The organism is Coleofasciculus sp. D1-CHI-01 (assembly GCF_040218875.1).
In the GTDB taxonomy this organism is placed as follows: domain Bacteria; phylum Cyanobacteriota; class Cyanobacteriia; order Cyanobacteriales; family Coleofasciculaceae; genus Coleofasciculus.
Genome location: NZ_JAVJQP010000108.1, coordinates 41,463 through 59,907 on the forward strand (window position 1 = coordinate 41,463; position 18,445 = coordinate 59,907).

The 18,445-nt window shown below is 46.5% G+C and carries 21 protein-coding genes and 1 CRISPR repeat array (1 of these 22 running past the window's edge); of the genes, 10 read left to right on the plus strand and 11 right to left on the minus strand.

Going from position 1 to position 18,445, the window contains the following annotated elements; genetic code table 11:
* Window positions 1-278: direct repeats of the CRISPR family, unit length 37 nt; unit sequence GTCGAAATCCTCTATAATCCCTATCAGGGATTGAAAC; it begins 636 nt to the left of the window's first position.
* A gap of 1 nt (window position 279) precedes the next feature.
* Window positions 280-1,110, plus strand: coding sequence for a CRISPR-associated endoribonuclease Cas6 (gene cas6 / locus RIB93_RS19825; RefSeq protein WP_446374829.1), 831 nt, complete (start codon window positions 280-282; stop codon window positions 1,108-1,110).
* A gap of 376 nt (window positions 1,111-1,486) precedes the next feature.
* Here the strand turns inward: cas6 and RIB93_RS19830 are convergent, their stop codons facing one another.
* On the minus strand, window positions 1,487-2,800 hold the full coding sequence (locus RIB93_RS19830; protein ID WP_446374831.1) for a cytosine deaminase: 1,314 nt from the start codon (window positions 2,798-2,800) through the stop codon (window positions 1,487-1,489).
* A 443-nt stretch (window positions 2,801-3,243) separates the two neighbouring features.
* On the opposite strand from RIB93_RS19830, the gene RIB93_RS19835 reads away from it, so the two are divergent.
* From RIB93_RS19835 to RIB93_RS19845, 3 genes are all read left to right on the plus strand, one after another.
* Entirely contained in the window at window positions 3,244-4,005 is a 762-nt protein-coding gene (locus RIB93_RS19835) for a GDSL-type esterase/lipase family protein (RefSeq protein WP_446374833.1), read from the plus strand.
* A gap of 26 nt (window positions 4,006-4,031) precedes the next feature.
* Window positions 4,032-4,526, plus strand: a complete 495-nt coding sequence (locus RIB93_RS19840; RefSeq protein WP_446374835.1) for an AAA family ATPase — start codon at window positions 4,032-4,034, stop codon at window positions 4,524-4,526.
* 321 nt (window positions 4,527-4,847) lie between these two features.
* Window positions 4,848-5,228 carry a hypothetical protein gene (locus RIB93_RS19845; protein WP_446374837.1) on the plus strand — a complete coding sequence of 127 codons (381 nt, stop codon included), beginning with the start codon at window positions 4,848-4,850 and terminating at the stop codon, window positions 5,226-5,228.
* Window positions 5,229-5,968: 740 nt separating this feature from the next.
* On the opposite strand, the gene RIB93_RS19850 is transcribed toward RIB93_RS19845, so the two are convergent.
* Window positions 5,969-6,406 carry a hypothetical protein gene (locus RIB93_RS19850; RefSeq protein WP_446374839.1) on the minus strand — a complete coding sequence of 146 codons (438 nt, stop codon included), beginning with the start codon at window positions 6,404-6,406 and terminating at the stop codon, window positions 5,969-5,971.
* A gap of 102 nt (window positions 6,407-6,508) precedes the next feature.
* Window positions 6,509-6,859 carry a YkgJ family cysteine cluster protein gene (locus RIB93_RS19855; protein WP_446374841.1) on the minus strand — a complete coding sequence of 117 codons (351 nt, stop codon included), beginning with the start codon at window positions 6,857-6,859 and terminating at the stop codon, window positions 6,509-6,511.
* A 216-nt stretch (window positions 6,860-7,075) separates the two neighbouring features.
* Between RIB93_RS19855 and psb30 the strand changes: the two genes are divergently transcribed.
* Both psb30 and RIB93_RS19865 read left to right on the plus strand, forming a co-directional pair.
* On the plus strand, window positions 7,076-7,201 hold the full coding sequence (psb30, locus tag RIB93_RS19860) for a photosystem II reaction center protein Ycf12/Psb30 (protein ID WP_446374844.1): 126 nt from the start codon (window positions 7,076-7,078) through the stop codon (window positions 7,199-7,201).
* A 28-nt stretch (window positions 7,202-7,229) separates the two neighbouring features.
* Window positions 7,230-7,583, plus strand: a complete 354-nt coding sequence (locus RIB93_RS19865) for a hypothetical protein (RefSeq protein ID WP_446374846.1) — start codon at window positions 7,230-7,232, stop codon at window positions 7,581-7,583.
* Window positions 7,584-7,645: 62 nt separating this feature from the next.
* Here RIB93_RS19865 and recJ read toward each other — a convergent pair whose 3' ends face one another.
* The 5 genes from recJ to RIB93_RS19890 all read right to left on the minus strand — a co-directional run bounded on the left by recJ (window position 7,646) and on the right by RIB93_RS19890 (window position 13,074).
* Window positions 7,646-9,649 carry a single-stranded-DNA-specific exonuclease RecJ gene (gene recJ, locus RIB93_RS19870; protein WP_446374848.1) on the minus strand — a complete coding sequence of 668 codons (2,004 nt, stop codon included), beginning with the start codon at window positions 9,647-9,649 and terminating at the stop codon, window positions 7,646-7,648.
* Between the two features lie 154 nt (window positions 9,650-9,803).
* Window positions 9,804-10,388, minus strand: coding sequence for an NADPH-dependent FMN reductase (locus tag RIB93_RS19875; protein ID WP_446374850.1), 585 nt, complete (start codon window positions 10,386-10,388; stop codon window positions 9,804-9,806).
* Window positions 10,389-10,570: 182 nt separating this feature from the next.
* Entirely contained in the window at window positions 10,571-11,011 is a 441-nt protein-coding gene (locus RIB93_RS19880; RefSeq protein WP_446374852.1) for a DoxX family protein, read from the minus strand.
* Between the two features lie 173 nt (window positions 11,012-11,184).
* Window positions 11,185-11,445 carry a hypothetical protein gene (locus tag RIB93_RS19885; RefSeq protein ID WP_446374854.1) on the minus strand — a complete coding sequence of 87 codons (261 nt, stop codon included), beginning with the start codon at window positions 11,443-11,445 and terminating at the stop codon, window positions 11,185-11,187.
* 144 nt (window positions 11,446-11,589) lie between these two features.
* Window positions 11,590-13,074: a phytoene desaturase gene (locus RIB93_RS19890; protein WP_446374856.1), complete on the minus strand. Its 1,485-nt coding sequence runs from the start codon at window positions 13,072-13,074 to the stop codon at window positions 11,590-11,592.
* 203 nt (window positions 13,075-13,277) lie between these two features.
* On the opposite strand from RIB93_RS19890, the gene RIB93_RS19895 reads away from it, so the two are divergent.
* Entirely contained in the window at window positions 13,278-13,994 is a 717-nt protein-coding gene (locus RIB93_RS19895) for an SDR family oxidoreductase (RefSeq protein WP_446374858.1), read from the plus strand.
* 195 nt (window positions 13,995-14,189) lie between these two features.
* Window positions 14,190-15,485, plus strand: coding sequence for a 4-hydroxyphenylpyruvate dioxygenase family protein (locus RIB93_RS19900; RefSeq protein WP_446374860.1), 1,296 nt, complete (start codon window positions 14,190-14,192; stop codon window positions 15,483-15,485).
* A gap of 79 nt (window positions 15,486-15,564) precedes the next feature.
* Here the strand turns inward: RIB93_RS19900 and RIB93_RS19905 are convergent, their stop codons facing one another.
* On the minus strand, window positions 15,565-16,191 hold the full coding sequence (locus RIB93_RS19905; protein ID WP_446374862.1) for a CPP1-like family protein: 627 nt from the start codon (window positions 16,189-16,191) through the stop codon (window positions 15,565-15,567).
* A 180-nt stretch (window positions 16,192-16,371) separates the two neighbouring features.
* Between RIB93_RS19905 and RIB93_RS19910 the strand changes: the two genes are divergently transcribed.
* A complete protein-coding gene (locus tag RIB93_RS19910; protein ID WP_446374864.1) occupies window positions 16,372-16,521 on the plus strand; it encodes a hypothetical protein in 150 nt (49 codons plus the stop codon).
* A gap of 159 nt (window positions 16,522-16,680) precedes the next feature.
* Window positions 16,681-17,409: a response regulator transcription factor gene (locus RIB93_RS19915; RefSeq protein ID WP_446374866.1), complete on the plus strand. Its 729-nt coding sequence runs from the start codon at window positions 16,681-16,683 to the stop codon at window positions 17,407-17,409.
* 319 nt (window positions 17,410-17,728) lie between these two features.
* Here RIB93_RS19915 and RIB93_RS19920 read toward each other — a convergent pair whose 3' ends face one another.
* Window positions 17,729-18,013: a TatA/E family twin arginine-targeting protein translocase gene (locus tag RIB93_RS19920; protein WP_446374868.1), complete on the minus strand. Its 285-nt coding sequence runs from the start codon at window positions 18,011-18,013 to the stop codon at window positions 17,729-17,731.
* 192 nt (window positions 18,014-18,205) lie between these two features.
* Window positions 18,206-18,409: a photosystem II reaction center phosphoprotein PsbH gene (gene psbH, locus RIB93_RS19925; protein ID WP_193877901.1), complete on the minus strand. Its 204-nt coding sequence runs from the start codon at window positions 18,407-18,409 to the stop codon at window positions 18,206-18,208.
* Window positions 18,410-18,445: the final 36 nt, after the last annotated feature.

Sequence of the window (18,445 nt, forward strand, 5' to 3'; positions counted from 1 at the left end):
GCGTTTGTAATATTATCTAGAGTCGAAATCCTCTATAATCCCTATCAGGGATTGAAACGGTTGCCAATCCCTTGTAGATATCGGGGGCAAGCTTGAGTCGAAATCCTCTATAATCCCTATCAGGGATTGAAACTACTGTGAGTTCAGACCGATTCCGTAGTAAATTTGAGTCGAAATCCTCTATAATCCCTATCAGGGATTGAAACGCAGTTGATCGCCGCTGCGAAATAACCACAAAGAGGTCGAAATCCTCTATAATCCCTATCAGGGATTGAAACTATGCCCCATAGCCTGATTCTCAACCTGCTTCCCCAATCGCCAATTCCACCACAGTTTCTCAGTGGACGCCATTTACACGCCCTATTTCTTAACCTAGTCAGTTCTGTAGATAGAAGCCTAGGCGATTATCTCCACGAAGCCAAATCCGATAAAGCCTTTACCCTGAGTCCCCTACAAATTCAGCATCGCAGTGATTCAGCATCGGCTAATCTGTACTGGCAACATCATCAACCGATTCCCACAGGAACTCCCTGTTGGTGGCGAATTTCCCTACTCGATGATACCTTATTCAGTCAACTAACCCACCTGTGGTTAAATCTGAATCCCGAACACCCCTGGCATTTAGGTCCAGCGAACTTGCAGATTACCAGCATTCTAGGAACACCCCAACCAGGAATACCGGGATGTTGGGCAAATGCTCTGAGTTATCAACAATTATACGACCAAGCCTCGACGCGCGATCGCACTCTGAATTTTGCCTTTTCTACGCCCACGGCATTTCGTCAGAGTAAATATGATTGTGCCTTACCAACAAGGGAATTAGTCTTCAACAGTTTAATTAAACGCTGGAATCAATACAGTGGCATAGAATTCCCGAAAACATTAGTCGATCATATTTTTCCCAGTTTCTTTGAGATTCACACCGAATTAGTTGCCGATTCTCGCAGTAAATTTATTGGCTGTGTTGGCGCCCTCCATTTTCGGATTATGGGGAAACCTGAAGCAGAAGCGATTCAGCAAATTAATGCCTTAGCCGATTTTGCCCTCTATTCTGGCGTTGGGCGGAAAACCACGATGGGAATGGGAATGGTAAGGCGAATAAAGTCGTAAAAACGTTGCACCGAAATATCTCTATAAAATGGTTATTATGTAGGGGCGGGTTTAGGGACTAAATTCAACGATTCACCAATAACCTCTCCACAAAACCCGCCCTCTCCACCAATAAATGAACTAGATTCTCTACCCACCTAATTTTATAGATCCCCCCTAACCCTTCAAAAGGGGGGAACCGGATTTTATCGCACCAGGTAAGCTTTTTTATAAAGTTATTATGTAGGGGCGGGTTTAGGGACTAAATTCAACGATTCACCAATAACCTCTCCACAAAACCCGCCCTCCCCACTTTAACCATCCATTTATAGGTAAAACCAAGTTTGTGTAGCAGCGATTTTAATCACCGCAATCGCCGCAATCGCCGTGGCTGACGCTAGGAACCCAACGAATCCAATTCCCGGTAATCCGGTAACGTCGTATCAATCGCCATCCCATCACGAATCACCACGCGATCGCACTGCGGACGTGATAACAATTCACTATAACTGCGTCCCTTAAACCAAACCAGATTCGCCGCCAACCCCACACCAATTCGCCCCACATCCGCCAACCCCATCAAATCCGCCGCCGTTTTCGTCACCATCGCCGGAGACTCCTCATACACCCCATCCAAATGGGCAACTCTCACCCCTTGATTAAACACCTCCAACACATCATGATCCCCAAACCCAAAAAACGGATCACGGCAATTATCACTCGCCAACGTCACCGGAATTCCAGACTCCTGTAACTCCTGAATCACCGTCACCCCCCGCCAACGCGGAGTTCTCCCCAATTTCCGATCCTGTAAATACAGATTCGACAACGGTAAACTCACCACCCCAATCCCCGCCTGCTTCACCAGCGCCAACGTCTCCGCCACCACCTCCGGCGACTGTACCGCCAAACTACAACAATGTCCACAAACTATCTGTCGCCCAAACTCAAACCGCAGCGCCGTTTCCGCCACCTTCCGCAAACAAATCGACTCCGGATTATCCGTCTCATCCGTATGAAAATCCAGCGCCAAATCCCGTTCCTGCGCCAGCCGAAACACCCGATTCAACTGCGCCTCAATATCCGGATTCATATACGCCACACCCCCCAAAACTCCCCCCACATCCGCCACCAAATCCGCCAACTTCACCCCCTCCGGCGTCAAATAATAATCCAGCGACACCAAAGAAACCGCCTGTAATACTAATCGATTCGCCCATTCCTGCTGTAACTGCCCAAACACGCCAAAACTAATCCTCGCCTGTTCGCCAAACGCATCAATATGCGTCCGAATCGCCTGAGTACCATGGGCATAACTACACCTCAACCCAAACGCCATCCGGCGATAAACATCCTCAGCTTGCCAATACTGTAAACTATCCTGCTTTACCCTCTCCAACGCCAGATCAAACCTCCCCTCCGGATTCGGCGTGCGTTGCCAAATATGCCCCTTATCCAGATGAGTATGCACATCCACAAACCCCGCCCAAACCTGTCCCCCCTGTACATCCACCACCGCCGTATCACCCATCTGCTGAGAATTCGCCCGCACAACTTGCGCCACTTTCCCCTCAGCCACCTGAATATCCACCAAACACAACCCCTCAGACGTTCGACTCTCCCAAATCGACGCATCCTCAACCTGCAACATCGAAACTGGCACACAAGCATTTTGCAGCCAATAGCACCCTTCTGATGGAATCACACTCATCAACTTTCCCCCTGAAAGCACCTAAAATATTATATCCTCGTCCGTAGTTTGTAGTAAGGGCTTTAGCCTATCCAATGATCAGAACATCAACACCACCTGATCAATAAAACCCATCCCTACAGGCAGATTTTATTGATCAGTTATTGGTTAAGACAATACAGGTTTCGTCCTTCATTTATTGGTAGAATACGGCATATTCCCTTGTTCATTTATGGTGAGGCAGGGCGGGTTTTGTCCTTCATTTATTAAATACGGCATATTCCCTTGTTCATTTATGGTGAGTCAGGGCGGGTTTCGTTGTTCATTTATTGGTAAAATATGGCATATTCCCTTGTTCATTTATGGTGAGTCAGGGCGGGTTTCGTTGTTCAGTTAGTTCTAACTAGCCAAATTTAGTCCCTAAACCCGCCCCTACATTATCTAAACCCATCTACCGATTCCCCATGACGACCAAACATTCCCTAATCCTTTGGACATCACTCAGCCTAAACCTACTCTTTATCCTCCTCTTCAGCATCTTAATCATTCGCAGAGGCGGCATTCCCTACCTAATCAGCAAACTCCCCTTTAATCAACAAATCGAACAAACCGTAACCATAGCCCGTCGTCGCAACACCTATCAATCCACCTACCACCAAATGCGAAAACAAATGTTTGAGCAAATGCCCAACTCCGAAACCGAAATTATCTTCATTGGCGATAGTCTCACCGATCAAGGTGAATGGGCAGAACTCCTCGGAAACGCCAACATCCGCAATCGCGGCATCTCTGGAGACACCACCGACGGCGTTCTCAATCGCCTCAAGGAAATCACCGCATCCCAACCCCAAAAACTCTTTCTAATGATTGGCGCAAATGACCTCTGGAATGAAAAGAAACCCGCCAGCGAAATTGCCCAAAACTATCGCCGCATCCTAGAGCAAATTCAACGCCAAACCCCAGAAACCCAAGTCTTTATTCAAAGCCTCTTACCCATGAACACCATCCAATATCCCATTAAAGTCAACAACTCCGATATTATTTCTGTCAATCGCCACCTACAAAACCTAGCCAACGAATTTTCCTATACCTACATTGATATACATCAGCACTTTACCAACGACCAGAAACAACTCGACCCAGTATATACCATAGACGGCGTACATTTAAACGGCAAAGGATACCTCAACTGGGCAAAAATTGTTAATCCTTACGTCAACCAATAAGTACCTGAACAGAGAGACACTTCTAAATGAACAACCAAGCCACCCTCTATTTCTTTTGTGGAAAAATGGCAGCCGGAAAATCAACCTTAGCCAAACAGCTAGCCCATGAAAATAATGCAATTCTGCTAGTTGAAGATGACCTACTCTCCCAACTCTATCCCGAAGAAATTATTGATATTCCCAGTTACATTAAATATTCTTGGCGTCTTAAAAATGCCATTTCCGATCACATCTGCAATCTTCTCTTAAACGGTATCTCAGTTGTTCTAGATTTTCCCGCCAATACCCAAAATCAACGTCAGTGGTTCCGTCAGCTTATCGAGAAAACTAATGCTACTCACGAGCTTCATTTTATCGATGCAACCAACAATCTGTGTAAACAACAGCTAAAGAAACGCAGCCAGGATAAACCAGACGGAGCCGCATTTACCAGCGATGCCGAATTTGAGGCGATAACAAAATACTTTCAGGCTCCAAAAGATACAGAACGATTCAATATTATTAGGTATGAACGTAGCTAATTATTACATCCAGTCGATGGGAATGCTGAAGCAGATCCGTTGCTTCAAAACCCTATTTGATACTGATGAGGTACAGTCTCTAAGCAAGATCCCCGACTTATTCAAGAAGTCGGGGATCTGTCTGTGTACCTCACTGACTTAAAAAGCGCTGTAGAGTAAACCCCCAAAAGATAGATATCTGTCTCTTTTCTCTCCAACTTACGGATCAGAGCAAACATCTATCATTCGAGTCATGATTTCATTACCTTTTAATTTCTAAGCTAAAAGATAGGTTTAATTGCAGAAAAAAATTAACCCATTGCTGAATTAACAAAGGTTTATATGCGAATTTCCACACCCAAACTCCTAACAGGTACAATGTTAAGTGCCGTACTCTGTGCTGTTGCTGGGACTTCCGCGATCGCACGTCCCCTTGGCGAAGGTTCACTTAACCCCAATACTCCCAACACAACAGAAGCTGAACCCGTGCAACCCAAACATGGGGAAGTTGTCAGCCGCGCCTCTAACTTTGCCACAATTGAAATGGACAATGGCGAAACCCAAACCCTTCCAGTCGCCCGTTGGAAACTGGCTCGATTAGAACCCGGAACCGACGTGTGGGTGGCTTATGGTCGAATTGTCGCCATTGATTCCCCAGATAAACGCCTCAAAGGTAATATCGTAGCCGACGCCGATTATGCTATACCCATGCAAATTTGTTGATTAGTGATTGGGGAAGTATTCACCCAACGCGCTTGCTAATATAATCAGGTTTGTAGGGGCGTGTTTAGGAATTTTCGTTTGGCTATTAGTGGTAACGTTTGTACAAAACCCGCCCTGACTGAGTTCAAGAAATTTAAGCTCAACCCCTCACCCCCAGCTAACAGGCGTAGGTTTTTTGCACGGGAGAGGGGAGAATTGAACTGAATTGAGTGTTTATGTTTTGGGTGAATAATAGAGAAAAAAAAGCTTATTTTTCATTCTCGTTTATGTTGACACGAGAAGACATATTTGAGGCATTTTCCGGTTCCCCTTCTCCCTCGATGGAAGAAGGGGTTAGGGGATGAGGGTGACTCAACTCCCTCAATGAAAAACAGAAAAAGCGCTCTATTATTCCGTACCAACATCATCACCAAAGGTGTAATCTTTATTCTCATTGTTCATGGCATTTCTCCAAACCTCTCTCCAAACCTCTCTCCTGCGAGGAGAGAGGTTTTGAATTCTTCCCCATGGAAAAACTCTCGCATCCTCTAGTCTTCCCCTTCCGTGCAACAAAAGCGAAGTAAGCTATTCGGCATTTAAACCTTAATATCAATAATGGCGCAATCCTTGTAGTGCGTTTAGCGAAGCCATGCCGCAGGCTTTGCATCTTGCTCGCTACTAATACCCATACCCAATTTAAATGCATGACAGCTTATCCTCTGTCCTCCCATCAAAGATACTGCTATAGTTATAATTAACGCTTACGGCATGGGAAAACCGATTAAGTTTAGACCTAGCTTAATCACTTCTATTGTTCCTGTTCCAATCAAATTATTAGCGGCTGCATCTCCTAAGTAATGTCCCCAGGTTTTCAGCCTATCTTTAAATTCTGGAGTTTGCTTGGCTTTTGTAGCTAAGTAATTTGCCGCTTCTCGTTGAGCCAGTTCTGGGGAATGTCCCTGAGCTTGTAGTTGAGTCAAAAGCTTCTGAATTTGGGTTTCAGCTTTCTTCAGTTCCGTTAATATTTGTGCTTGCTCTGATGTGTAGTTTTGAGCGTTATGAAGGCTTTTATAATCCCCTTTAACCTCACCCGCCGCGCTGTTAATGGTGTTGTGATTACCAGAGCTTACGACATGACCGTGACTTTCAACACTGCCGACATCGCCCTGAAAGGTGTAGTTTTTGTGAGAGTCTGCCATTTTTTTTGAACCCTCACTGGGTTGTTGTAAAACTCGATTATAATTTGGCTTTTGCCAAAACCTAAAACAAAATGGGTGTGTTTTGTGGGAAATAAAGAGCAGTTATATCCCAACTTCCCGGTCAAAGCGTAGCATCTCCAAACTGCGATCGCCGTAGAGATCGGTGATATGATCTCGACAACAGTCGATCGCAAAATCGTTTAACTCCTCCGGTTCAATCCCATACATTTCCTGAAATATATCCGCCTCCACCCGACAGAAGCGAGGGCGATGGGCATAAATGCGACATTCACGAGTCTGATGATCAAAATTGACACACCATCCGTCTTCCCCCACCATACTCAAATACTGGTCTAACTCCTCTGGTGTCAGATAGGTTTCTAATCCAGGGCGTTCGGTTGGGTCTAGATAACAGCACGCACCACATTGCTTTACACAACGCCAAGTTGCCATTGCATTTCACCATCGAGCGATTGATTCCAAGCTTCTCTAGGATAACGGGTTTTCCTCTGTCGGATAGACAAGGACAGATGACACAGGACAAATGACATTTCTGTTACGTTTTGTATAGTTTTGTTAATTTGATTAAAAAAACTGGTCAATTAGCCAGTAAAATCTAATCGGCAATTTTTAACGACATCATCTAAATTAGGTTAATCGGGAGGATAGATGGATTTAAGTTTTATCGGGAATATCAACTGGGAACTGATTGCCCAGCTTAGCGTGCTGGCGGCGATTGTGATTGCTGGTCCTGTGGTTATTTTTCTGCTGGCTGCTTTTAGGGGAGACCTGTAGCCGTCTGTTTGCTTGTAGTGGGAGCATCTTGCTCCCTGATGCGTTGAAGCCGGGGAAGCTGGGGGAGCTGGGGGAGCTGGGGAAGCTGGGGAAGCTGGGGAAGCTGGGGAAGCTGGGGGAGCTGGGGAAGCTGGGGGAGCTGGGGAAGCTGGGGAAGCTGGGGAAGCTGGGGGAGCTGGGGAAGCTGGGGAAGCTGGGGGAGCTGGGGAAGCTGGGGAAGCTGGGGAAGCTGGGGAAGCTGGGGAAGCTGGGGAAGCTGGGGAAGCTGGGGGAGCTGGGGGAGCTGGGGGAGCTGGGGGAGCTGGGGGAGATAGGGAAGCCATCTGATGACAGTTGTAGGGGCGGGTTTGACAACTATCGTTTCAGTTGCACCCAAATCTAACTAAACCCGCCCCGACTAAATGACAAAGGACAAATGGCCAATGACCAATAACGAATGACCAATCACAACTTTAAAGCACGAGTCGCGGCTTTAATTAACTGATAATAGTGAGGCTGGGTAACATCCACTTGTTTCGCATCATCCCGCTTGAACCCTAAAAGCCCGGTACGCTGTCCTTTTTGAATCACCAGAACTTTGCCTTCAGAATTTCTAATTCGCAACTCGTTTAATGATTCCCATAAACTACAGGTATAGCGACGTTCATTGTGATAAAATTCAGCTTTTTTAATCCCTGATGGGGCGGATTCACTCACCCGAATGCCAACTAATTCTAATTCAATTGTCACATTTCCATTCCAGGCATTATCTTTGAGTTTATAGGCAATATCTACAGTAGAGGGTAAAGGGAAGTATTCACCCCAACGCCACGCGATCGCATTCACTTGCTTGGTTCCATCAAATCCAGACAGGGTAAGCTTTAGATGCCCTTTGCCCACGAGTCTTTGTTCCACCACGCGCACATTCGGCGTCCAGAATATTGGGTCAGGATTACCAATCCCACAGGGATGCAATCGGTCAATTTGTTCGTAAAGATTATGAGTAATTTGATTAAAATTCGCCTCGGTGTCGATAGCGACTAAAGGCTTCAGATGTTCAGGTTCTAAACATTGATGGGCAAAGTGACTGAGTTGAGTTTGAAACGCCGCTAAATTTTCAGTCGGTAACGAAAACCCTCCCGCTGCTTGGTGTCCGCCAAATTTCCCTAATAAATCATGGCAAAATTGTAGGGCTTCAAAGACATGGAATTCCCGAATCCCTCGTGCAGAACCGCGAATCTGTTCTGGGTTTTCGTCTTCATAAGTACCAATAAATACCGGAACACCATACCGTTCCACCAGGCGCGACGCCACAATGCCAATCACCCCATGATGCCAATCCGGTTGCACTAAGACGAGAACGCGCTGCTGTTGCCAGTTTAACTCCTCTGTTTCAATTAGTGCGATCGCCTCTTGCTCAATTTCCGCGCACAGGTGTTGACGTTTTTGGTTAATTTGTTCGCATTGCATCGCCCGTTCTAAGGCGATTCCAGAATCGCTGGTGGTGAGGAGTTCAATCACGATTTGCGGATCAGCTAAGCGCCCCACCGCGTTAATCCTGGGTCCAAGTTTAAAGCCGATATCTTCCGGTTTCAGGGCGATTTGGTCTTCACTGACGCCTGACATTTGGATTAAAGCCTGAATTCCCGCCAGTTGAGATTTAGGTAAGCGTTGCAATCCTCGTTTTAACCAACGGCGGTTAATATCCGTTAAGGGGGCGAGATCGGCTATAGTTCCTAGGGTGAAGAGTTCTAGGAGTTGGCTAGTGAGTCCCTGATGCTGACCTAAATCTTGGGCGAGGGTAACGGCTAATATATAGGCGACACCGACACCAGCTAAACTGCGATAGGGGGAAGATTCGGGTAACTGTTTAGGGTTGAGAATTGCATCGGCGTTGGGGAGTTCGGGGGGAAGGTCGTGATGATCGGTAATAATAACTGTAATACCCAGTTCTACAGCGCGTGCGATCGCGTCGTGTGCTGCAATCCCATTATCCACAGTCAGAATTAGCCCCACGCCTTCATTGGCGAATTCTTCGACAATCCGAGTATTGATCCCATAGCCTTCTTTCATCCGACTAGGAATCCCATAGTCCACATCCGCCCCTAACCACCGTAATGCCCGCAGTAACAAGGCGGTACTGGTCATGCCATCGGCATCATAGTCACCACAGATGGCTATTTTCTCATTTTCTGCGATCGCTTCTTTGAGCATATCCACACTAATCGCCAAGTCAGGAAATTCATCCATCGGCGTGGGCATAGCCTGGGATTCTGGATATAAATAGACCATAGCTTGGTCTACCGTGTCGAATCCTCGATTAAGTAACACTTGACCCAGCAGGGGTGACAATCCTGTCCCTTGGGCGAGTTGATTGGCTTTTTCTGGGTTAGCGGAGGAAATTTGCCATCGTTGATTGGGCAAAGATTTATGGGAAGGGGATTGGTCAGAACTAGATGGGCTGAACACGCTAACTTGGGCAATTACAGTTGGGCTAGAGATAGTCTACAGCAGATTTGTCCTTTGTCATTCGTCATTGGTCATACTCGCTTCGCCAGAAGCAAGCTACGTCCTTTGTTTATCGCGCTACACCTGGAGTCTCTCTACACCTGGGCTTCCCTGATCAAGCTAATTTTGCCAGGACTGTGGCTAATTTACTACCCAATTGTTTCACCGCCGCTTGTTGTGTCTCATCAATCAAGTTCCCATTCTGATCAAATGCCTGATACGCATTGGAAATCGCTTTCTGATCCGGTAAAACCAACACGCCAATATTACCGAGAATGGCACGAACATGAATTAAACCCCGTAACCCGCCCATTCCTCCGGGTGAGGTACTCATCAAGACAGCCACTTTATTCCGAAAACAGGTGAGGGCAAGAGGGGGTTCGCCCGGTTCTGGACGAGATGCCCAGTCAATGGCATTTTTGAGTAAAGGTGAGATTGAACTGTTGTATTCCGGTGAGGCGATGAGTAAGCCTTGATGGGCTTTCATTAGTTGCTTGAATTTGCGGACAGTTTCCGGAATACCTGCGTTTTCTTCCAAGTCTTGGTCATACAGGGGCATAGGTAAATCGCGAAAATCTATATAGGTAACCTCCGCATCGGCTTCTTTTGCACCCTCAACCGCAATTTTTACTAATTTTTTGTTCCAGGATGCTGTGCGGGCGCTACCCGCAAATGCCAGAATTTTCGGTGAGTTGGTCATAATTGATAGTCATCCTTTCTCTAAGCTGATGTTGTGCGGAATTAAGTTGATACTTTAGGCGTATTGTCAATAGTCTACCGGAAGTTGGCAATTGGGACGTGTTAATGAGTTTCCGAGGAATCAAGACGCTGCGATACGTTCTATCGAACAGGCTTCGCCAACGCGAAGCGTGTGCGAAGCACCTATCGCGTCTTCCGCCGTTGCCACCATGCGTCAATGGAGACGTCATTAAAACTATTGCCAGCAACTAAGATAAAAAACACCAGACAATAAATCAATTGACTTGTTGCCGTATCCCAGTTTTGCAGTAATGTCACCCCATACATCAGCACGATCATTAAGCCAAATCCGGTGACTAACGCGGCTTGAGTCGCTAATCCCAGTGTCACCAGAAATCCGACAATAAATTCCACAATTGGCACCAGTAAAGCGGGTGCCCTGACTAAAGGTTCGGGAATAAAGGTATCTTGAAATAAATCAACCATCGACTGGGCAAAGCCGGGAATATTACCGAGACGTGTAAAGCCGTGGTTAAAAAAGTTTATGCCTAAAACGATTCGCAGCAATGTATAGGCGATGACAATATCTCGGCGACGGAACCAGGGGGTTGGTTGATGGTGCATTTGGTTAATTGTTGTTTGTAGTCAGTGCTTTAGCACTTGTTTTATTATTATCCTTTCTTGTCCGCCCTGATATGACTCGCACCCGCCCGTTTGACCCCTATTCAGCGATCACCCTTAAAAAGGTGGCGTGGTGAGGAATCACCGCACTTATAGGGCGGTGATGATGTCAATATTCAGATTACCATTGCCAAGTCACCCAAATTCGCGTTAGTATGAATACCTCCCCCCTCACCCATGGGGTTACCACTATTCAGGGTAACCCCACCCCCCTTAATCTTCCTTCCTCTGAGAATAATGTTTCCGCCATGGGTTTGCATTAAACCCGAACCGGAAAACCTGATCGCATCCTCACTGGTGATGCTAATAATACCGCCATTCGTGGTTAGCGCGATCGCACCCGCATTTGAGTGGCATTGATATTTGCTCTTGTTCAAGGAAAAAGGGTTAAACCCTTTTATACCCTTGCACCGCTATCAGGGAAAATGTACTATGGTTCCTCCTACTCTCCCTGCTTCCCCTGCTCCCCCTGCTTCCCCTGCTCTCTACCCCCACCACCAGACTTATTCAGCAACCCCAATTTAAACCCGCGCCCTTTGACTTTCTTCAATCAACCGCGCCGCAATTTTTCCCGAACTCATCACCCCTGGCAATCCCGCCCCCGGATGCGTTCCCGCTCCCACAAAATAGAGATTCGGAATATCCTCACTCCGATTATGAGGACGAAACCAAGCCGACTGCGTGAGAATCGGTTCCACGGAAAACGCACTGCCTAAATAACTATTTAACGTATCACGAAAATGCAACGGATCAATATAATGTTCGGTGACTATATGCTTAGACAAATCCGGTAAATAATGCTGTTCTAAATAATCAATAATCTTATTCCTATACGGTTTCGCCATCACCCGCCAATCGGTTTGACTTCCCAAATTAGGAACCGGGGATAATACATACCAACAATCACATCCCGGCGGTGCAAGAGATGGATCAGTCGCCGTCGGATGATGTAAGTACAAGGCAAAATCCTCTGCAAGCTGCTGGCGCACAAAAATATCCCGCATTAATTCCCGATACCGAGTCCCCATCAATATTTCATGATGTGCCATCTCTGGATACTGACGATTTGTACCAAAATACAGCACAAATAAGGACATAGAATAGCGCATTTTTTTAACGCGACGGTCATTATATTTGCGGCGAAATTTCTGGGGAATTAAATTCAAGTATGTAAACACCACATCCGCATTACTCACCACCGCATCTGCCTTCAGCACCTCTCCCCTCTCTAACCTTACGCCTGTCGCTCGTTTGGTTTTTTCATCCACCACAATTTCCGTTACCGATCGATTCAGTAATAGTTGACCCCCAAGTTCCTGAAACACTTGCACCAACGCCTGGACTAATGCGCCCGTTCCCCCCATCGGAAACCAAATCCCAAACGCCTGTTCTAACTTGTGAATCATGGCGTAGATAGCCGTACTCTGAAATGGATTCCCACCAATTAATAAAGGATGAAAACTAAAAACTTGCCGCAATCGTTCATCTTGAATGTACTGATTCACCAACCCAGCGACGGATTTATAAGTCTGTAAGCGAATCAAATCTGGAGCCACGTTTAGCATATCCGTGAAGCGACTAAACGACTGCTCCATCAATGGCAATCCTTTCTCAAAAATAGCGTTTGCGGCTTTAGCAAAACGTTGATAGCCGGCGACATCGGCTGGATTAAAATCCCGAATTTGTTCAATTAGAGCCTCGGTGGAATTATTGTAGTGAAAGACTGACCCATCGGGAAAGCGAACGTTATAAAAGGGTTCAAGGGAGACAAGTTTGACATAATCGGCAGTCTTTTTCCCAGCTAAGGCAAATAACTCATCAATCAGATGTGGCACAGTAATAATCGTGGGACCCCCATCAAAGGTAAACCCCTGCTGTTGATAAACATACGCACGCCCCCCGGCGCGATCGCGCTTTTCCACAATCGTCACCCGATGACCCCCAGCCTGTAACCGAATCGCTGCCGAGAGTCCGCCAAATCCGCTACCAATGACCACAATATCCATAGTTAGTAGAGACGCGCCATGGCACGTCTGAATGTAGGGGCGGGTTTGACTATTATCCTTTGTTTGAGACCCTGATGTAACTAAACCCGCCCCGGTTGAACGGCTAAGGGAATGTTCTTGTTGCTATTGATGGTAACGTTTGACCAAGGACAACGGACAAACCGCTCTATCATAGGTAAAGATGTAAAGAAATGTAAAATTATATGCCCGATAAAGTTATTGTCGTCGTTGGTGCCACAGGGGGTATTGGATCGGCTATAACCCACCAATTGGCAAAAGAGGGAGCCAATTTAGTCCTCGCCGCCAGACAGAGCGATCGCCTAGCCACTTTGACCTCCCAACTCCCCATGGCTAACCTAGAGCAAGTCTTAAATGTACCCACCGATATCACCGATCCAGCCCAAGTGGAAACGCTGATGCAGAAAGCGGTTGACAAGTTTGGTCAAATTGACGTACTCATCAATGCGGCAGGGACAGGAATTCTTAAACAATACAACAAAATTACATCGGCTGACCTAGACGCCATGCTGGACTTAAATCTCAAAGGTAGCTTCTATACCTGTCAAGCCGCCGCTGAAGTGATGAAGGCTCAAAAATCCGGTCACATTTGTAACATCATCGGCATTTTAGGCAAACATTCCATGGCGATGGCGTCAGCTTACTGCGCCTCGAAGTTCGGCGTTGTCGGATTTAGCAAATGTATGGCAGATGAATTAAAGCGCTTTGGGATTAAGTTTACACTCTTTTACTTTGGTGGTGTAGATTCGCCCTTCTGGGATAATGTCAGCTTAAAAGTGGATCGCAAAAAGATGCTGACTCCGCAAACAGCAGCTAATGCTATTCTGTTTGCCCTGAGAGCTGATCCGCAAGCGGTACCGATGGAAATCAACATCCAGCCGGAAAGCCATCTATTCTTTTAACTGGCTGCCAAAGAAGGGCGGGTTTATTTACGTTAACGGTTAGCTCCAAAATGTTATCGGTAAAACCCGCCCCTACAACCCCGCACCCAGACGTGCCATGGTACGTCTAGAACACGCTCTCCCTTAAGAATGAGCTGAAATTCCGCAAAAGACGGCAAAATTGACAACCAAGTAAGCTGCCGGATTGGATAAGCCATGAGAATCGATCACATTCACTTTTACGTTAAAGATGCGCTAGCCTGCCGCGATTGGTTTGTTGAGAAGATGGGCTTTCAATCTGTGGCATCAGGGGCAAGTTGTCACACACACACGACGGTGGTCAAGAGTGGTGCTATTTATTGTGTCCTGTCGTCTGCGATCGCGCCGAATAGTCCCGTTGCCCAGTTTCTGCGCCAGCATCCTCCAGGTGTTGCTGATATTGCATTTAAGGTTGCCGATCTGGAATGGAGCATGGAAAAACTTCTCCAACGCGGCGCTAAGGTCTTACAACCTCTTCAAACCCAAGTTTATAAGGCTGGATGCATAAAGTGGGCTAAAGTCGCTGCATGGGGCGATATGACTCATACTTTGGTCGAACGCCATAGCTTTAATCCCATCCTCTGCTTTCCGGTACAGGTAGACTGGCTGAGTGAGACGAAGGTGGGGTCAAACGGAGTAAATCAAAAGGACAAAGGAGATGGGGGATTTGACTCAAAACTCGGTCAGGGCGGGTTTTGTACAAACGTTACCATCGATAGCGACAAGAAAATCCCTAAACCCGCCCCTACAAACCATGTCCTTGAGCGAAGTGAAGGGTCAACATTTAACCCTCAGACGCGCCATGGCGTGTCTCTACATTCAACACTTCCCCAATCCCCAACTGAAGCGTTTACCCATATCGATCACATTGTCCTGAATGTGGCGGCTGGGGATTTAGCGAAAGCGGTTCAGTGGTATCAGCAGGTGTTGGAATTCCAACCGCAGCAGGTGTTTACCATCCAGACTGAGAAATCTGGCTTATGCTCTCAGGTGATGGTGCATCCGGTAACCGGGACACAATTGCCCATTAATGAACCGACATCGGCGAATTCTCAAATTCAGGAATTTCTGGATGTGAACGGAGGAGCCGGAGTCCAGCATATTGCTATAGCCACGAGAAATATTGTGGGTACGATCGCGCAACGGCGTCGTCAGGGTATGTCCTTCATCAACGTTCCCCCCAGTTATTACAGTCAACTGCGCGATCGCTATCCGGGTTATAATTTCTCGACGGCGGCATGGGATGCGATCGCGCAGCAGCAAATTTTAGTGGATTGGCAAGCTCAATCCCCGCAAGCGTTGCTGCTGCAAACCTTTACCCAACCCATTTTTGCCGAACCCACCTTCTTCTTTGAGTTCATCGAACGGCAATGGGGAGCAAAAGGGTTTGGTGAGGGGAATTTCCGGGCTTTGTTTGAGGCGATCGAGCGGGAGCAGATGAAACGCGGTTGTTTGCCGATGGAAAAGAGTTGATCAGTATTTTTGAGGGAAAAGAGGGAACAGGGAACATCCCGATGGAATTTACCCTCTCGTCTTCTCCTCTTCCCCCCTTTCATCGCAGGAAGCTGCTAATCAGCCAGAACAAGACAAAGGTTACCAATGAGGCAAATTTCTCAACGGTCAAACCCATGTCGATAAGCAGTGACTCTAATGCTCCTCCCAGAACGGTTCCCAACGCTACACCTAGCAGCAAACCAACGAGGGTCAGCAATACCGCCCGACCAAATTGTTGTTCTTTGCGATTGAGGAAATAAATCGTACCGCCAAACCCCAAGGCGACAGTAAAGGTAAGAATTGACGCTTCTGGATAAAACAGAATCAGACCAATCAAGACCAAGAACACAACCGTGGGGGCAACTAGATCACTCCTCGTCGGGGTATCTAACAGTCCTTGCAACCAAGCCGGAGAGGAATTGGCTGAGGGGGAGCTAAAACCCAAGGAGGTTTGTGGCACTTTTTCCCGTTCGGGAAAACGAATGCGTTCTGGAACCTTGATTTTTCCTTCTTGGCGCATTCTGAGGCGATCCATAATAATCGCATCATAAGCCGCCTCTACTGACTCGACGAGCTTAGGTTCGCCGCGATGCTGCTGCATCAAGCGTCCTTTAGCATCCTGAATTTCATCAAAGGAAGCATCTTCTGTAACCCCAAGTTTTTCGTAGGGATTTTGATCGCTCATTCAAAACCTCCTAGACATCCCTTTTTCACTGGTATATGTAAGACTCTACACTGGTTATTATGATAGACATCGATCTTCTAAACCCTGCTGCACCCAACAGGTAACAGCCTAGTTACGTACCGAGTGCCATGCTAACTCCCTTGCAAGCTAGTGTAGCCTGTTCTTTGCAAACAAGTCCTCTTGGCAGAAAAATTCGTTGAGGCAAGCCCAAGTGATGCCAGATCTGCCAAAAGCGGTTATGCTATTGGGCGGCTGCCCTATTTTCCCACTTCCACTTGGGTAATGATGCTAGCCGCTATTGGCATCCCTGCATTCTCTGGCGATAATTGACTTAAATGCTTACTACGCCATTGATGTCACAAAAATCTATACCCTGATTCCTGATCCAGCTACGCTATAAGAGTATTGACTAAAATGCTCAATACATCCTAGTGGTGAATAGGTGTGCATCTTGTATCAATCCCTGAAATTAGTTCTCCGTGGAAATTTATGACCATGGTCTCCGCCAAAATTCTTGTCGTGGACGACGATCCGGCAATCCGCAATTTAATAATTCGCTTTTTGAGCACCAAGAACTATCAAATGGAGTCGGCGCAGGATGGTAAGACGGCTCTAGCCACATTTAAGCAATTCAACCCAGACTTAATAATTCTGGATGTGAATTTGCCAGATGCCCTTGGCTACAACCTTTGCCGGGAAATGCAAAGCATCAATGATGTTTTTGTCCTCTTCCTCACGTCTCGCGATCAACCCGATGACAAAAATCAAGGGTTCAAACAGGGGGGTGATGATTATCTCACCAAGCCCTTCGATTTAATGGAACTCGAAAACCGAGTTGGGGCGATTTTGAGACGTAAGCGAGAAATTACGCCGTCTGACCAACAACGTCTCGTTTACAATCACTTGACGATTGATCCCACCCGTCGGGAGGTGACCCTTCACGACCAACTTGTCCCCTTGACCGCTCTAGAGTTCGATTTGTTACATTTCTTAGCATCTCACCCGGGTCAAGTCCTGCGCCGTTCTGAATTGATTCAGGAAGTTTGGGAATACGACTATGTTGGAGACCAACGAGTTGTTGACGTTCATATTGGACAAATTCGCAAAAAGATCGAAATCGATGCGAGTGACCCGAAGTTAATCCAAACAATTCGGGGGGTTGGCTACAAGTTTGAAGAACCCAACACTGAGCAAAATAATGGGCAACGGTCTGTATGAAAAACTGACACCATGACATGAGCTTGGTGTCAGTTTTTTAGTTCATCACGAATTACTTCATCATAGACTGCCTACGATTAAGTCTTACATCCTGTCTATCAGCAGCCGCCCGGATTCCCAAGACCGATAGAATTTTGATTCCCCCCTTACCAATCTGATGTTGGTTACTTTTTCATTCATAGTGAGTGCCACCTTTAGGACATCAATGTCCTGACGTTTTGTGGAATTTTAAACACTGAAAAATGAGAACAGCTAGGGAAACATGAGTTAGTATCTACCAATTCTTTGTCTTCACGTTCGCTGACAAAATAGTTTTTAGCTAGCTTGAGACGGAGTAGCGGCTTGGGTTTTTGCTATCTGTTGAATCAGCTTCAGAATTAGCTTGCTGCTGAGTTTCAGACAGGGCAGGTGTTTTCGCCGCTTGTTCTAATTGTTGAGCCTCCCGCTTAAATTCCGTTTCAAATTCTCTCGAGGCATCTTGAAAACCACGAATAGCTTTCCCTAGACTCTGACCAATCTCTGGTAACTTTTTCGGACCAAATACTAATAACGCCACGATTAAAATCAGCGCCATTTCCGGTAAACCAATACCAAAAACGTTCATTTCATAACCTCCTGATGTACTAATAGCTATTTCTATTGTGTATCCAATGTGAAAGTCTAACTTTTCATTGATAATTATCTCCCCACTGACAAGCAGACAGGGAGAGGATATTCATGGTTCATGCCTGATTAGAGAAAAGTTTATGGCTATGAACCATGAACTATGAACCATGAACGCTCAAAACCTAGAGACCTATTGACCTAGGCTCCTCCAATCCACATTGATGTTCTCCAGCAACAGCGAGGAGTTGTATAGCTGCAAGATAATTAGCAAGAAAACGAAGAATAAGAGCATGAACACTGCCATTAAGGGCGTTGTTCCCCAACCGGGAGCTACTTTACCATATTCAGAGTTCAGGGGTTTGAGAATATCTCCTAACCGCGTCTGTTGTGCCATGGGTCACCTATGATTAATTTCGATCACGTTTTGTAA

Coding starts and splice junctions, on each gene's coding strand:
- cas6 (WP_446374829.1), top strand. CDS start 280: ATGCCCCATAGCCTGATTCTCAACCTGCTTCCCCAATCGCCAATTCCA.
- RIB93_RS19830 (WP_446374831.1), bottom strand. CDS start 2,800: ATGAGTGTGATTCCATCAGAAGGGTGCTATTGGCTGCAAAATGCTTGT.
- RIB93_RS19835 (WP_446374833.1), top strand. CDS start 3,244: ATGACGACCAAACATTCCCTAATCCTTTGGACATCACTCAGCCTAAAC.
- RIB93_RS19840 (WP_446374835.1), top strand. CDS start 4,032: ATGAACAACCAAGCCACCCTCTATTTCTTTTGTGGAAAAATGGCAGCC.
- RIB93_RS19845 (WP_446374837.1), top strand. CDS start 4,848: ATGCGAATTTCCACACCCAAACTCCTAACAGGTACAATGTTAAGTGCC.
- RIB93_RS19850 (WP_446374839.1), bottom strand. CDS start 6,406: ATGGCAGACTCTCACAAAAACTACACCTTTCAGGGCGATGTCGGCAGT.
- RIB93_RS19855 (WP_446374841.1), bottom strand. CDS start 6,859: ATGGCAACTTGGCGTTGTGTAAAGCAATGTGGTGCGTGCTGTTATCTA.
- psb30 (WP_446374844.1), top strand. CDS start 7,076: ATGGATTTAAGTTTTATCGGGAATATCAACTGGGAACTGATTGCCCAG.
- RIB93_RS19875 (WP_446374850.1), bottom strand. CDS start 10,388: ATGACCAACTCACCGAAAATTCTGGCATTTGCGGGTAGCGCCCGCACA.
- RIB93_RS19880 (WP_446374852.1), bottom strand. CDS start 11,011: ATGCACCATCAACCAACCCCCTGGTTCCGTCGCCGAGATATTGTCATC.
- RIB93_RS19890 (WP_446374856.1), bottom strand. CDS start 13,074: ATGGATATTGTGGTCATTGGTAGCGGATTTGGCGGACTCTCGGCAGCG.
- RIB93_RS19895 (WP_446374858.1), top strand. CDS start 13,278: ATGCCCGATAAAGTTATTGTCGTCGTTGGTGCCACAGGGGGTATTGGA.
- RIB93_RS19900 (WP_446374860.1), top strand. CDS start 14,190: ATGAGAATCGATCACATTCACTTTTACGTTAAAGATGCGCTAGCCTGC.
- RIB93_RS19905 (WP_446374862.1), bottom strand. CDS start 16,191: ATGAGCGATCAAAATCCCTACGAAAAACTTGGGGTTACAGAAGATGCT.
- RIB93_RS19915 (WP_446374866.1), top strand. CDS start 16,681: ATGACCATGGTCTCCGCCAAAATTCTTGTCGTGGACGACGATCCGGCA.
- RIB93_RS19920 (WP_446374868.1), bottom strand. CDS start 18,013: ATGAACGTTTTTGGTATTGGTTTACCGGAAATGGCGCTGATTTTAATC.
- psbH (WP_193877901.1), bottom strand. CDS start 18,409: ATGGCACAACAGACGCGGTTAGGAGATATTCTCAAACCCCTGAACTCT.